This window comes from Bacillus sp. FSL L8-0167, assembly GCF_038630295.1.
Taxonomy (GTDB): Bacteria; Bacillota; Bacilli; order Bacillales; family Bacillaceae; genus Bacillus; species Bacillus safensis.
The window spans coordinates 763152-777543 of sequence record NZ_CP152027.1 but is presented as its reverse complement, the minus strand read 5'-3'; the positions used below and the strand labels follow the sequence as shown (position 1 = coordinate 777543).

The window sequence follows — 14392 nt, the reverse complement described above, 5'->3', positions numbered from 1 at the left end:
TGACTCTTTTTTCACCTCATCACTCTCTTTAGTTTCAGCGTAAAATCAGAGAGGGAAAATCAAAAAGCCTGCAGGTCTTCTGCAGGCTTCTTTCTATAGCTGTGGCAGATGCCATACTTTTTCAAGCATGAGATCGTCTAGACTTTTAAAGGAATATCCTTGTTTTTTCAGAGCGGTGATGGCATCATCCAGCGCTTCGGCATTGTCTCTTGAGACGGTATGAAGTAAGTAAATGGCACCTGGGTGCGCCTGCTTCATCATTTGATCGTAAGCATACTGTTTTCCTTTTTGATGATGGATATGCCAGTCCACAAACGCCACTGACCAGAAAACGGTTTGGTAGCCGAGCTGTTTTGTTTCTTTTAATACCCTTTCACTGAACACACCGCGCGGCGGACGAAGATAGAGGTTATCCTGTTTTCCTGTGATTTTGTACACATCTTCATTGACACGGTCCAGTTCTTCTTTGATTTCTTTTGTACTCTTTGTTGTTAAATCAGGATGGTGATAAGAATGGTTGCCAATGATATGACCTTCCTCTGCCATACGTTTGACAAGCCCCGGCTGGTCCTTTACAAAATGACCTGTCACAAAAAAGGTGCCTGGTACTTGATGTTTTTTCAGCACGTCTAAGATCTTGGGTGTGTACCCATTTTCATAGCCATTGTCGAAGGTAAAATAAATCTCTTTCTTTTTCGTGTTGCCTAAATAGAACGCATCATACTTTTTTAAGAGTGCCGTCAATTCTTTGCCCGCATCCGGCGGCCTGTGCTCTTTACTTTTCGCAAATCCCCAGTTAATGGGCTTATTAGACACGGCTTCCGCTTCTGAGAGAGGCATGGAAACAAAAAGCGCACATAAACAGATCAGCATGAATTTTTTCATTTACGTCACTTCCCGGTTTTTCTTCTATTGTGCAGAATAAGACCGAGACTCATACACCGATTCACCTGCCAATTTAAAGAAAAAAGCCCGCACCGCGCGAGCTATTCTTCCTTCCAATCATTTTTAAACCGTTCATATTTCGCTTCCAGGTCGTCAATCATCTGGATCAGTCTGTCTATATCCTCAACGTCTGTTGATTCAGGATCTAATGAATCAATCACATTCATAAACATATCTAATCGGTTCTTTAAATAATCAACCTGCTGCTCTTTGCTGTCTGCTGCCTTCCCCATCGATACACTCCCTTTAGCATTTGTTTATAGCTTATCTTTTTTTCCTTTGTAAATCAATTGTGTCCCTCTTGCGTATAACCGTGATGAGGCTTAAAATTAATTGTTGGCGGGTCTACGTTTGCCCGAATGAAAAGGAGATAGATACCATGAATCAAAAAACAGCACTTCGTCCGATCACACCTGCATACGACCCTTGGGAAGCCTATCTCGATGTGCAGGATTACGGAGAAATGAAGCTGACTAATATTGAATTTACGACAACAACGCTGTGTAACATGAGATGTGAGCATTGTGCGGTCGGCTATACCTTACAGCCTAAAGACCCGAATGCGCTGCCGATAGATTTACTGCTTCGCCGTTTAGATGAAGTTCCGCTCCTGCGCTCACTTAGTATTACAGGCGGAGAGCCGATGCTTTCTCTTAAATCTGTACGGGAATATGTCGTTCCTTTATTAAAGTATGCCCATGAACGCGGTGTCCGTACACAAATCAATTCAAATTTAACCCTTGATTTGGCGCGATATGAAGAAATTATTCCATACTTAGATGTCCTTCACATTTCACATAACTGGGGCACTGTCGAAGAGTTTGCAACGGTCGGTTTTGCCATGATGGATCGAAAACCAACCTTTGAGCAGCGCGAGAAATTATTTAACCGCATGATTGAAAATAGCCGGGCACTTGTCAAAGCGGGTGTGACCGTATCCGCTGAAACCATGCTGAATAAGCGCACGCTTCCATATATCGAACACATCCACCGGCAAATCGTCGAGGAAATGAAATGCCAGCGCCACGAAGTTCACCCGATGTACCCAAGTGATTTCGCCAGCGCCCTTGAATCATTGACGCTTCCGCAAATGCGGGATGCGATTCATCAGCTGCTTGATATTCGTGATCAAAACACATGGATGCTGTTTGGCACCCTGCCATTTTATTCATGCAGCACAGATGAAGAAGACCAGCGACTCCTCAACCGATTGCGCCAGGAGAAAAATGTCACGGTACGAAATGACCCTGATGGACGTTCACGGTTGAATGTGAATATTTTTGATGGGAATATTATTGTGACAGACTTTGGCGATACTCCGCCGCTTGGAAACATTGCAACTGATACATTGCAATCAGCCTATACACGCTGGATGGACACAAAATTAGCAAAAGAACTGAATTGTCATTGCCCAAGCGTGCAGTGCCTCGGTCCGAATGTTTTAGTGAAAAACAGCTATTATCAAGATGTTGATTTTACTTCTCGTACAGCCAGGGGGTAACCGATAGATGGACGATACATTTCTGACAGTGGTCAAAAACAAATACATTGAAATTCTCCTTGTTGGACTCATTCTTTGGCTTGCTGTCTTTATGATTAACAAAGCCCTTCAAATTTTCTTTAAACGAACTGAGTTTATAGAGGACAAGAAGAAGAAAACGATCGAGAGCTTGGTCAAATCGGTCACGCAATACACCGCTTCGATTTGCTTTGTGCTCTATGTCATTTCTCTGTTCTTTCATGACTTTGGGAAAATTCTTGCGGGTGCTGGTGTTGCTGGGATCGTCATCGGTTTTGGCGCCCAGACGCTGATTCGTGATATTCTAGCAGGCGTTTTTCTTATCTATGAACGTCAGATTCATAAAGGGGATTATGTGACCGTGAATAACCTCTTTAATGGAACCATTGAAGAGATTGGTCTCCGCTCATTGCAAATTAGAGAATGGAGCGGCAAGCTGTTAACCATTTCTAACGGGGATATCCGTCAAATCCAAAACTATAACATGCACTACATGCGGATTACGGAATCTGTGTTAATTAGCGCGAATCAAAACCCAGATATCGCCTTTCAAGCACTTGAAACAGCATGTGACAATTTAAATCAAATGCATCATGATTTTCTTAAAAAAGACGAATTTCAAAACGCCATTGAACCCTTTCAAGTTCATGGAATTATGGGTCTGAATAAGCTGAATCGCGGAATTGAAATCACAGTAAAGGGAATGGTCGAAGACGAAAAATACTTCGACGCCGCCCTCGCTGTGCGAAAAGAAATGATCAAACAACTTCATCAGCATGATGTCAAATTGCTTGAGGATCTCGCTTATCCCCAGCCTGCAAAATAACCTCATATATGATGGGGTTATTTTTTTATTTGTTTTTTGTTAACCAGTTAATTATAATGTTATTTAGTTAATCAGTTAACAAAAGAGAGGATGTATGGAATGACAAAAACAGAAGCAATTTCTTTCATCAAGGAGATGTATCAAGAGGTGTTAACCAAGTTCGATGTAAAAAAGGTGGAGACTTATTTTTCACCTGACTATCAGCAAGTGACCGATGGGAAGATTTCCACGCTTGATGAATTTAAAAAGCATCTATCCACATTAAAAGAAATGACAACACAGCTTGTGATCCCCACCTTTCATGATGTGTTATTTGATGAAGAAACGCAGCAGGCGTGTTTTCGTTACACGGTACATGTTGAACTCGCAAGCGGAGACGGGGGTTTAATAGATGTCACAGCTCTTTTCACCTTATTAGATGGCAGGATCATTCGATGTGACGAGCTGACTCGGGCTCACGAAAAACATGAAATGCTTGAAACGCTTGGGCACATTTGCTAACAATTTTCTTCACTTCAGCCCTCTGACTTCTATCCTCTTGACTGATTCATGTATAATAGATAGCAGAATGATTTCATGCAGCATGGGGACCCTCATACTGTGTATTTTCTAAGTGAAAGAGAGTGAATAAGATGGGTCGTAAGTGGAACAACATTAAAGAAAAGAAAGCATCAAAGGATGCCAGTACAAGTCGTATTTACGCAAAATTCGGGCGTGAAATCTATGTGGCTGCCAAACAAGGTGAGCCAAACCCAGAATCAAACCAAGCACTTCGTTTTGTCCTAGAACGTGCAAAAACATATAGTGTCCCAAAACATATTGTGGACCGTGCCATTGAAAAAGCCAAAGGCGGTGCGGAAGAGAACTTCGATGAGCTGCGCTACGAAGGATTTGGTCCAAACGGATCAATGGTGATCGTTGACGCCCTCACCAATAACGTAAACCGGACAGCTTCAGATGTTCGAGCAGCATTTGGGAAAAACGGTGGAAACATGGGCGTAAGCGGCTCTGTTGCCTACATGTTTGACGAAACAGCTGTCATCGGTGTCGAAGGGAAAAGCGAAGAAGAAACGCTTGAGCTATTAATGGAAGCAGACGTTGATGTACGTGACATCATGGAAGAAGATGAAACGGTGATTGTGTACGCTGAACCAGATCAATTCCATCAAGTACAAGAAGCATTCAAACAAGCCGGCGTAGAAGAATTCACTGTCGCTGAAATCACAATGCTTCCGCAAAACGAAGTGACATTAGACGATGAATCGAAAGCACAATTTGAAAAGCTGATCGATGTATTAGAAGAGCTTGAAGACGTGCAGCAGGTTTATCATAATGTGGATTTAGGGGAATAAGGAAATTGAGACAGACCTTTTAAAGGTCTGTTTTTTTAAAATAAATAACAGAAATTAAAGGAAATAATGTATAATTTTAATAAAAATAAACAACGAGGTGCTTAATGGAATATTTAACGAAAACGAAGTTATCCGAAGCTGTAGGCTGGTCAGAAAGTGGCGGAAGACGTTGGATTAATTTTTTCCAAGAATATATTCCAAGTGTCAAACGAGGTAATTCAATTTCTTTCACTCAACAATCAGTGGACGCTTTAAAAAGAATTAAGCAACTCAGTGAAATATTTTCAATGAAAGAAATGCAAGAATTATTTATTGATAAAGGCTTTCCTAAGAAGGATACAGATATTAAAGATTTAATTAATAGTTTTAGTTCTAGTACAAATGATATTCCATCAACTAAAAAAATTATCATAACATTTCTTAACGTAATAAAAGATCGTAAACCCTATACCTCTAGTTATATAACAGATGAATTGACTAAGTTGTTTAATTTAACTGAAGAACAAAGATCTCGATCCTACGAAAACAGTAAAGATTCAATTTTTATTACAAGAATACGTAGTGCTAGATACAGTCTTAAAAATTCAAACTATATAGAAGAAATTAGTCAAGCTACATACCAAATAACATCAATGGGTTTAGATTTGTTAGATGATAATCAAAAAGAAATGGAAGAAGAATTAGAAGACATTGAAGAAGTAATTGATCCATTTGAAATTATGTCAGAAAAGTCAGGTGAGTTAAGGAAAGAACTGGCACAATCACTCTTGCAACAGATTAAAAAAGCACATTGGAGAAAGCTCGAATATATAATAGTTGAACTACTTATGGCTATGGGTTATGGCGACGGGAAAATTACTGGTAAAACTAACGATGGTGGTATTGATGGTGTTATAAAAGAAGACAAACTTGGCTTAGATAATATTTATTTACAAGCAAAACGATGGGATAATTCTATAGGTAGAGAACTTGTTCAAAGCTTTTCAGGTGCCCTGGATGACATGGGCGCAAAAAAAGGTGTTTTTATAACTACTTCTCATTTTACTAAAAATGCAATTGATTATGCAGATAGACTACAAAGTAAAAAAATTATCCTAATTGATGGTGAACGATTAGCAAAATTAATGATTGATTACGATATAGGTGTTAATTTAAGGGAGAAATTTATTTTAAAAAAAATTGACTTTAGCTATTTCAATGAGGAGTAAAATAAATATTAACAATTTATAAACAAAACCTCTTTCATCATGAAAGAGGTTTTGTTTGTTTAATTCATCCCTTGAAACCCAAACGTCAAGTGATCCTGAACAGGTATCCAAGCGCCGATTCCTTGTGAGGTCACGTTTTTCACGACAAGTTTTCGTTTATTTCCTTTTAGTACAAGGTACACTTCTCCGTATGTGACCTTACCTTTTTCGTTAATCGCTGGTGCATAGGCATGAAGCGATGCTGCTTTTTTCGGAGAGACGTGGTATGACTGATCTCGTTTTGTTCCTGCACCAATCACGGTGTCAAAAGCGAGGGGCAGCTTTGTTTTTTGAATCGCTTTTTGCATCATCAATGTTTTTACATCTTCTGGGTTCGGCACTTTTGCTGTGAGGCCGCCGCTTACTTTCACTTGCTGCTTTTGAACGTATTTTCCAATGGCTGTTTTGTTGCCGCCTCTGTTATCAATGTGGTTCGTATTCACTTTTTTGTATTCCCAGTTGGCGACCGTTTCGTTTGAATCGTAGCTCAGCGCCCATCTCCCGAGGAAAATGGTCGCACGGTATCCAACAGCTAATGGCGTCCCTGAAATGCTGGATTCATTCAGCATTTTAATCAAATGCGTATTCTCAATCGATACACTTGTTGTTTTGAACAATTCAGCCGTCAGCTCGCTCGGCTGGAGCAGCGGCTGATCCTGTGACGCGTTGGGATACGTATTCTCCTTGGAGATACTGGCGACAGAGGATGGCACTTTAAATGGCTTTGCCGCCTCCGCTGAAAAGCTGTATAGAAAACTTAAGGATAAGAGAACAACAAACATGATGCGGAGCATCTTTTTCATATCATCACTCTTTCTCATTCATTTTTCCATAGTATTTTCCGCAAAGACGTCCCTTATCCACAAAAGATTATAAAAGGAAAAATCCAATCGCCATAATAAAATAGGCAGCGAGTAATGTGGCGCCTTCAAACCAGTTTGTATCCCCGTCATTAGATAAAATGACCGTGAGCAGCACAGAGGATGCCATCGCAATGAGCTCTGGCAAGGAGAAAATGAGCGGCATCTGCTTATTAAAAAATAGCGAGCTGATGACTAGGATTGGCGCGACCATCATAGCAACCTGAAGTGTGGAGCCAAAGGCAATTTCCACTGCTACATCCATTTTGTTTTTATACGCCATGATGACAGCTGAGGCATGTTCTGCTGCGTTGCCGACGATGGCCACAATAATGACACCGATAAACAGCTCACTCCAGCCAAACTGTTCTCCTACCGTATCAAAAGTATGAACAAGGCGCTCTGAAATGTACGCAACTGCGATCGTCGAAAGCAGCAAAATGACAGTGGCAAACTTTCCAGACCATTCAGGTGTTTCTTCTTCCGTCTCCGCTTCACCTTGCATACTCTCCTGCTTAGCAACATAGACTCCGCGGTGGCTGACCAGTTTGAAATAGAGCGCCGCGACATAAAGCAAAATCATCACAATGCTGATCCCAATGCTTAAAACAAACTGCTTATTCTCTGCCATCTCCATCGAAAACACTTCTGGAATGACAAACGCTACAATGATGGCAAACATGAGCAAGCCTGAATTGTGCCTTGCATCATGGACATTGAACACTTGGCGCTTATATTTTAATCCGCCAACAAAAAAAGACAGCCCCGCCACAAGCAGTAAATTTCCGATGACTGATCCAGTTAATGAAGCAAGTACGATGGCCGTCAGTCCTTGCTTCAAGGCAAAAAACGATATGATTAATTCCACTGCATTTCCGAATGTGGCGTTTAAAAGTCCGCCAATTCTAGGTCCCGCAATGATGGCAAGACTTTCTGTGGCTCTTCCCATAAAACTAGCAAGACCAATAATGGCGATACAATAAACGGTAAACATGATGACCTGCGGGAAATGAAGAAAACTGCCAATCACCGATAGCGGAACACCGATTGCGACAATCACAAGAAATAAACGATTCATACAGCCATTCTCCTTTACATATGTCTGACTGTTATTCTTTCGTGAGTGCCGTCATCGTATACATTTTAGATTCGCGCGTGTGAGAAGGTGATATCAATACTCTCTTTCACGGACTGCACCATAGAGCAGTGCTTCAATGCAAGGGTGATCATTTTATCGATTTGTTCATCAGATGTATTGATGTCTTCAAATAAGATATGTAAATGAATGCAGGAAATGTTGTTTACAGCTCCTGCCCTTGTCGTTTCAGGTGTGATCGTCATCCCTTCATAGGATATTCGCTTTTTACGGCATACATGAATGAGCATTTCTCCAAAGCAGCCTGCAATGGCTGAGGTGAGCAATTGAGATGGGCGGTACCCCAGTTCTTCTGTTCCTGAAATAGGCAGCTGCCTGTCCTCAATAAGTGCGTTCCAATGATCCTTTTCGTATGTCAGCTTCATTCCTTTTCCACCTTTCTATTGAAACCCCTCTGGTTCCATTGTACGATGAAAGCATGAACTTGTAAGGAGCATCTTATGTCGAGAATTCACTTTATGATTTTAATTTTACTGGTATCCGTATCTGGTTTTTCACAGGGTGCATTACTTCCTGTCATTTCCATTATCTTTGAACATGCCGGTACTTCTCCTACGTTAAACGGCCTGCATGCCACAGGCTTATATCTCGGTGTGCTGCTTGCGTCTCCTTTTATGGAAGCACCGCTTCGCCGGTTTGGATTTAAGCCGTTAATCGTCATTGGAGGCGCTGCTGTCTTTTTAAGCTTGTTCAGCTTTGTGTTTTTTGAATCTTATGTCGTCTGGTTCTTCCTCCGGCTCATGATCGGGATTGGTGACCATATGCTGCATTTCTCTACACAGACGTGGGTGACCTATGCTTCATCATCAAGAAATCGCGGACGAAATATTTCATTGTATGGATTATCATTTGGACTCGGTTTTGCCGCAGGCCCTTTTTTAACGCCGCTCATTGAGATCAATCCAGCCTTGCCTTTTATTGTTTCTGGTGCCGTTAGTTTATGTATTTGGCTGCTTGTGTTTGTTTTAAAAAATACATATCCAGATACAGGCGAAGTGCAAACGTCAGAGCAGACAAACAGTTTGAAGCGCTTTAAAAAGGCCTTTCAATTTGGCTGGGTCGCCTTTATGATGCCATTTTGCTACGGCTTTTTAGAAACGACGCTTAATAGTAACTTCCCTGTGTATGCACTCAGGAGCGGTGTGACAGTAGATGCAGTTGCGTTTATTTTACCTGCGTTTGCCATTGGGAGCATTGTCTTTCAGCTTCCTCTTGGGATGCTTAGTGACCGGTTTGGCAGGCGCCGCATCATTTTATGTGTGACACTCGCTGGATCATTCTTTTTCCTTTTGGCAGGAATTTTCATTCAATCCGTTTTGGCTGTGGCCATCTGTTTCTTTATCGCTGGAATGGCTGTAGGCTCTACCTTCTCGCTTGGTATCAGTTTTATGACCGACTTATTGCCAAAGCATCTTCTTCCCGCCGGGAATTTAATGTGCGGGATGGCGTTTAGTGCAGGCAGTATTCTCGGGCCGGTACTCGGAGGATTCTTTGTGCAAACGTTTGAAGGAATGAATTTACTCTACCTTGTCAGCATCGTCATATTATTTGTGTTTTGCTGCGTTCGATTTGGGAGAACGCAGGCAGTGCTGGAAAGTCACTAAAATGGGGGATCAATCGTTGTTTACATATCACATCACAAATGAATTAACTTTGGCATCTCTACAATTAGATGATGCCGACTCACTATTTAGCCTTATTCAAAAGAATAAGGCCCATTTAGGGGAGTGGCTGCCTTGGGTTCATCGATGCCAAAGCGTAGAAGCTGTAAAAACGTTTATTCAATCAACTCAAACCACCTACAATGAACAAAAAGGGTTGGAAGCTGGCATTCAGCTGAACGAGCAATTAATCGGTGTGTTCCGTCTGACATTTAATCAACAATTAGGCAATATCGGTTATTGGATTGATGAAGACGCGCAAGGACAGGGCATTGTGACAACCATCGTCAAATCTATGACAGAAACCTTTGCTCCTAAAGTGGATGGATTTGAAATTTTTTGCCCTGCTGGCCATGTCAGAAGTGAACGTGTAGCAATAAACGCAGGATTTCAGCATGATCCTCATTACCAGTCAAAACCTGATACAGCTTTTATCCTTAAGCGATATATACGATTATCGAAATAAAAACTCCCCTGCACCTATGCAGAGGAGTTTTTTCATTTAATGATAACCATTTTGCCCGTTTGCACTGCCGCTTGTTTTGTGCTTTGGCTGATGGCCTTTGTTTTGTTTCGTGTTGCTTCCGCCTTTTTTCGATTGTTTGGACATATGTGATTCCCCCATCCATCAAGATTGAACATGTTCGTTCTTCTTTAGGATGCCCAGATTTCTTCACACCTTGCCTGGTACGATTTTACGCTTATGTAAAAGCGCATTGAGCTCGCCGCCAAGGATAATCATGATGCCGGTTAAATAGAACCAGATCATTAAAATAATGATTCCCCCAATACTTCCGTACATCGCACTGTAATTCGCAAACTCGCCTACGTAAAATGAGAACAGCATGCTCACCAAAATCCATCCAATTGAGGCAAAAATGGCGCCTGGCAGAACAAATTTCAATTTCAGTCTAATGTTCGGGGCGAAATAGTACAAGGCTGTAAACACAATCAATAAAATCAGCGGGCTAATGATCCACCTCATGGCCGTCCAAATGGTGAGAAAGGCATCTGACTGCCCGACTAATTCAGCGAGAAATAAGCCAAGTTCTTTTCCAAAGACAGGCAGCATTAAGGCAAAAATAATCGTGAGAACCATTGCTATCGTTAAGATGATGGATGTTAAACGTACGAGAATGAAGGAACGATTTTCCTCAACTTCGTAAGCATGGTTAAATGCTCTGACGACGGCATTAATCCCGTTAGATGCAGACCAAAGGGCGGCAATAATCCCGAATGACAGCAATCCGCCGTTACGGCTGTTCAGTGTCTCTTCGGCAATGGATTCAATCATCGAAAGCGCTCCTTCTGGCGCATAACCAGAGATGACGCTTAGGACATCCTTCGACGTCAGCGGCAAATATCCAACGAGCGTCAGCACGAAGATGAGAAACGGAAATAATGAAAGCAAAAAGAAGTAAGCAAGCTCAGCAGATTTTGCCGGTCCTTCATGCAGCAAAAAGCGTTCAATTAACGCTTTAATAAAACCCATACGCCTCATCTCCAATGATCAATCTTTCTATTTCGTGATCCTTTGTTTCTTCAATAATCTCTAATACTTTTGGGGTTGTTTCCTTTAACTGATTGACTTGTTCATTTAAAAATGACAAATCATCTGAGACTGTTCGCATCAGCTGCTTCGTTTCTTCCATTTTTTCTTTCATACAAGCAGAAATTCTGGCTGGCTCCTGACGGTATTCCGCCAGCTTTTCCTGACAGTCATCCCATTTGTCTTTGAGCGCGATTCTCGTTGGCCGATGAAATAATGTCAGCAGTGCGCCGCAAGCTGCTCCTATCACAGCTCCTCGAAGCATGATTTGATTTTTTTCTTCCATCTCGTCTGATCTCCTTTCAGTTAAAGGTGTTTCTCTTTTTTTACATACGTCAAAAAACGATCAATTCCTTTTTCAATTAAATCATGTACTTCCTCAAAGTTTCCAGTGTAATAAGGGTCTGGCACATCATCTCGATCGTCGTCTTCAACAAAGTCAAGAAGACGGCCAATAAAGTGATGTTTCCCATAGCCGGCTATACTGCGAAGTGCTCCTACATTTTCAGCATCCATCGCAATGATATAGTCGTATGCTGTGATGTCCTCATCTATGATTTGTCTTGCGGACATCCCTTCATAGCTGATCCCTTTTTCATCAAGCAGCTTTCGTGTTCCTTCATGCGGAGGGCTGCCTTGATGCCAGCCGCCAATGCCTGCTGAATCAATGACAAAGTGCTCGCTTAGCCCCTCATCTTCTACTCGTTTTCTAAACATGGCCTCTGCCATCGGTGATCTGCAAATATTGCCAAGACATACGAATAATACATGAATCATCCTTCATTCTCCTCCTATCTTTTCCCTAAGAACTGCTTTCGGAAACCTTTTCTCTATCATATCAAGCCCTTTTTCTTTTGAAAACTTTGCAAGAAAAACTCCCATCGGCATTGACACATTATACAAAAAAAGGTGACACTTTAGGAGAAATAAACAAATAAAGGGGGATACATATGGGATGGGTAGAACAGATTGTCAGCAGTATCAATGATGTATTATGGGGACCGCCGCTTTTGTTTTTGATCGTGGGGACAGGGATTTACCTTACCTTTCGCGTGCTCTTCATTCAAATTAGGCTGCTCCCCTATTCGCTTAAGCTGGCATTTTCAAAGCAAGATAAGACATCAGAAGGTGATATTTCTCACTTCCAAGCATTAATGACAGCCCTTGCTGCAACGGTTGGAACGGGAAATATTGTAGGGGTCGCCTCTGCTGTCATTGCCGGCGGACCAGGCGCTGTGTTTTGGATGTGGTTTGCAGCGTTCTTTGGAATGGCGACAAAATATGCTGAAGCTGTTCTCGCAGTGAAATACCGTGTCAAAAATGAAAAAGGGGAAATGTCCGGCGGGCCGATGTACTATTTGGAGCATGGCTTGAAGCAAAAATGGCTAGGGGTGCTGTTTGCTATTTTTGGCGCTACGGCTGCCTTTGGGATTGGGAATCTCGTGCAGTCAAATTCGATTTCTGGTGTCATGAATTCAACCTTTCAAATTCCAACATGGATCACCGGCATTATTATTACGGCCTTTACTGCCCTCGTGATTTTAGGCGGGATTAAAAGCATTGGCCGTGTGACGGCTATTTTTGTACCGGTCATGGCTTTATTCTACGTCATTTGCGGACTGATCATTCTTGTCATGAATGCGGATCTTGTCCCAAGTGCCGTCGGGCTCATTTTTACGGATGCATTTACAGGTCAAGCCGTTGCAGGCGGTGCAATCGGTACCGTAATCCGCTGGGGTGTGGCGAGAGGGGTATTTTCCAATGAAGCGGGTCTTGGTTCTGCACCAATCGCTGCAGCTGCTGCCAAAACAGATATGCCTGCTCGTCAAGCGCTTGTGTCAATGACGCAAGTCTTTATTGATACGATGATTGTTTGTTCCATTACAGGGATCACAATTGTCATGGCCGATATGTACGTCACAGAAAAAAGTGATGCACTCACCTCGTTATCCTTTGCTCATTTCCTTGGTCCAATCGGCTCAATCATTGTTGCAATCGGCTTACTTTTATTCGCCTATTCCACCATTATTGGCTGGTCCTATTATGGCGAAAAATGCTTTACATATTTGGTGAAAGATTCATATGTGATGTATTATCGTGTTGTGTTTGTTATTGCTGTCTTTTTCGGTGCCGTGTTTAAGAATGATTTCGTCTGGGGCGTGGCGGATATGCTAAACGGACTGATGGCTGTTCCTAACTTGATCGGCCTCATCGGTTTATCTGGGGTTGTCGTGTTTGAATCTAAACGAATCATTGATAAGATCAAGCAGGAGAAAAAGGAGAAAAACATCTCGGTGTCGTCTTAATAGCCCTTTTATTCTTTTGCATTTCTGTTAAAATAGACATATTATTCAACACATATGCAGGAAAGGACGTGCCGCCCTTGTCAGAGCAAAAAGCGGCTGAAGTCAATCAGCTGATTGAAGACATTTCGCAAAAGTTAAATATGCTGAACATTGGAGTCATCAAAGCCGAGGACTTCAGTCCAGACAAGTACGAAGATATTGAATTTCTACACCAAATGGTGATGAAAAAATCTTCATTCAGCCCAAGTGAAATGCAAGCCATCGCAAGCGAGCTAAAAAACTTAAGAAAATAATCGTGCAAAGGAAACTGGATTGCGGTTTACGCCGCTTTCTTCCATCCATGCGCAGAAAAAGCCAGCACCCCGCAAGGTGCTGGCTTTGTTTATCCTGTCAAAACTGCTTATTTTGCGAGCAGTTTTAATGATTCACGGTTAAATGCTGGAATGTCATCAGGTGTACGGCTTGTCACAAGCTGATCCTGACAAACGACAACTTCTTCATCTTGGAATTTTGCGCCTGCGTTTTCCATATCTACTTGAATGGATGTATAGCCAGTCGCGCCTCTGCCTTCCAGCGTCTTCGCTGTAATGAGCAATTGCGGTCCGTGACAGATCGCAAATACTGGTTTTTTCTCGTCCATAAATGCTCTTGTGAATTGGACATAGCGATCATCTGCACGCAGAATGTCTGGGGAGAACCCGCCAGGAATCAGAAGTGCATCGAAGTCTTCAGGCTTCACGTTATCAATGGACGCATCCACTCTCACTTCTGCTTCTCCTTGCTTCCCTTTCACTGTTTTTCCTTTTTCGTTTTCAATCACTGTGACCTCATGGCCTGCATCTTTAAAGGCTTTTGCAGGCTCGGTGAATTCAACATCCTCAAAGTAATCTGTTAATACAACTGCAATTTTCTTACCCATGTAGAAACCCTCCTGCTTGATTATCGTTACACTACACACTATACCCGGGTAC

Annotated in this window: 18 protein-coding genes; 9 read left to right on the top strand and 9 right to left on the bottom strand. The window is 42.0% G+C overall.

Translation table 11 applies throughout. The features are described 5' to 3' along the window. Positions 1 to 93: 93 nt before the first annotated feature. On the bottom strand, positions 94 to 885 hold the full coding sequence (gene pdaA, locus MHB66_RS03830) for a delta-lactam-biosynthetic de-N-acetylase (protein WP_024425844.1): 792 nt from the start codon (positions 883 to 885) through the stop codon (positions 94 to 96). Positions 886 to 986: 101 nt separating this feature from the next. Continuing rightward, on the bottom strand, positions 987 to 1178 hold the full coding sequence (locus MHB66_RS03825) for an SE1561 family protein (protein ID WP_012009274.1): 192 nt from the start codon (positions 1176 to 1178) through the stop codon (positions 987 to 989). A gap of 146 nt (positions 1179 to 1324) precedes the next feature. Here MHB66_RS03825 and yfkAB point away from each other — a divergent pair, with 146 nt between their 5' ends. The 5 genes from yfkAB to MHB66_RS03800 all read left to right on the top strand — a co-directional run bounded on the left by yfkAB (position 1325) and on the right by MHB66_RS03800 (position 5850). Beyond that, on the top strand, positions 1325 to 2446 hold the full coding sequence (yfkAB, locus tag MHB66_RS03820) for a radical SAM/CxCxxxxC motif protein YfkAB (RefSeq protein WP_046314269.1): 1122 nt from the start codon (positions 1325 to 1327) through the stop codon (positions 2444 to 2446). A 7-nt stretch (positions 2447 to 2453) separates the two neighbouring features. After that, positions 2454 to 3290, top strand: a complete 837-nt coding sequence (locus tag MHB66_RS03815; protein ID WP_024425846.1) for a mechanosensitive ion channel domain-containing protein — start codon at positions 2454 to 2456, stop codon at positions 3288 to 3290. 99 nt (positions 3291 to 3389) lie between these two features. After that, positions 3390 to 3791, top strand: a complete 402-nt coding sequence (locus tag MHB66_RS03810) for a nuclear transport factor 2 family protein (protein WP_046314267.1) — start codon at positions 3390 to 3392, stop codon at positions 3789 to 3791. 131 nt (positions 3792 to 3922) lie between these two features. Then, on the top strand, positions 3923 to 4642 hold the full coding sequence (locus MHB66_RS03805; RefSeq protein WP_024425262.1) for a YebC/PmpR family DNA-binding transcriptional regulator: 720 nt from the start codon (positions 3923 to 3925) through the stop codon (positions 4640 to 4642). Positions 4643 to 4746: 104 nt separating this feature from the next. Further along, on the top strand, positions 4747 to 5850 hold the full coding sequence (locus MHB66_RS03800) for a restriction endonuclease (protein ID WP_052712410.1): 1104 nt from the start codon (positions 4747 to 4749) through the stop codon (positions 5848 to 5850). 59 nt (positions 5851 to 5909) lie between these two features. Here the strand turns inward: MHB66_RS03800 and MHB66_RS03795 are convergent, their stop codons facing one another. The 3 genes from MHB66_RS03795 to MHB66_RS03785 all read right to left on the bottom strand — a co-directional run bounded on the left by MHB66_RS03795 (position 5910) and on the right by MHB66_RS03785 (position 8270). Continuing rightward, positions 5910 to 6671 carry a YfkD famly protein gene (locus MHB66_RS03795; protein ID WP_235362392.1) on the bottom strand — a complete coding sequence of 254 codons (762 nt, stop codon included), beginning with the start codon at positions 6669 to 6671 and terminating at the stop codon, positions 5910 to 5912. Between the two features lie 88 nt (positions 6672 to 6759). After that, entirely contained in the window at positions 6760 to 7827 is a 1068-nt protein-coding gene (gene cax / locus MHB66_RS03790) for a calcium/proton exchanger (RefSeq protein ID WP_046314263.1), read from the bottom strand. Positions 7828 to 7892: 65 nt separating this feature from the next. After that, positions 7893 to 8270, bottom strand: a complete 378-nt coding sequence (locus MHB66_RS03785; protein WP_046314262.1) for an OsmC family protein — start codon at positions 8268 to 8270, stop codon at positions 7893 to 7895. A 75-nt stretch (positions 8271 to 8345) separates the two neighbouring features. On the opposite strand from MHB66_RS03785, the gene MHB66_RS03780 reads away from it, so the two are divergent. Together MHB66_RS03780 and MHB66_RS03775 are read left to right on the top strand one after the other, a co-directional pair. After that, complete coding sequence (locus MHB66_RS03780; protein WP_046314260.1) at positions 8346 to 9509, top strand: MFS transporter; 1164 nt, start codon at positions 8346 to 8348, stop codon at positions 9507 to 9509. Positions 9510 to 9525: 16 nt separating this feature from the next. After that, a complete protein-coding gene (locus MHB66_RS03775) occupies positions 9526 to 10032 on the top strand; it encodes a GNAT family N-acetyltransferase (RefSeq protein ID WP_041116192.1) in 507 nt (168 codons plus the stop codon). A gap of 207 nt (positions 10033 to 10239) precedes the next feature. Here MHB66_RS03775 and MHB66_RS03770 read toward each other — a convergent pair whose 3' ends face one another. Genes MHB66_RS03770 through MHB66_RS03760 form a run of 3 tightly spaced genes read right to left on the bottom strand, consistent with a single transcriptional unit; the run spans position 10240 to position 11892 of the window. Beyond that, positions 10240 to 11058 (bottom strand): YhjD/YihY/BrkB family envelope integrity protein, encoded by an 819-nt coding sequence (locus MHB66_RS03770; protein WP_024425272.1) that lies wholly within the window; start codon positions 11056 to 11058, stop codon positions 10240 to 10242. Continuing rightward, positions 11045 to 11401 carry a YtxH domain-containing protein gene (locus tag MHB66_RS03765; RefSeq protein ID WP_342490571.1) on the bottom strand — a complete coding sequence of 119 codons (357 nt, stop codon included), beginning with the start codon at positions 11399 to 11401 and terminating at the stop codon, positions 11045 to 11047. Before MHB66_RS03765 ends, MHB66_RS03770 begins: the two co-directional genes overlap by 14 nt. A 20-nt stretch (positions 11402 to 11421) precedes the next feature. After that, positions 11422 to 11892, bottom strand: coding sequence for a low molecular weight protein-tyrosine-phosphatase (locus MHB66_RS03760; RefSeq protein ID WP_024425273.1), 471 nt, complete (start codon positions 11890 to 11892; stop codon positions 11422 to 11424). A gap of 173 nt (positions 11893 to 12065) precedes the next feature. Here MHB66_RS03760 and MHB66_RS03755 point away from each other — a divergent pair, with 173 nt between their 5' ends. Further along, a complete protein-coding gene (locus MHB66_RS03755; RefSeq protein WP_041116190.1) occupies positions 12066 to 13421 on the top strand; it encodes a sodium:alanine symporter family protein in 1356 nt (451 codons plus the stop codon). A 77-nt stretch (positions 13422 to 13498) separates the two neighbouring features. Then, positions 13499 to 13714 (top strand): DUF1128 domain-containing protein, encoded by a 216-nt coding sequence (locus MHB66_RS03750; RefSeq protein WP_003214000.1) that lies wholly within the window; start codon positions 13499 to 13501, stop codon positions 13712 to 13714. A 107-nt stretch (positions 13715 to 13821) separates the two neighbouring features. Here MHB66_RS03750 and MHB66_RS03745 read toward each other — a convergent pair whose 3' ends face one another. Further along, positions 13822 to 14340, bottom strand: coding sequence for a type 1 glutamine amidotransferase domain-containing protein (locus MHB66_RS03745; protein WP_041116188.1), 519 nt, complete (start codon positions 14338 to 14340; stop codon positions 13822 to 13824). Between the last annotated feature and the right edge of the window lie 52 nt (positions 14341 to 14392).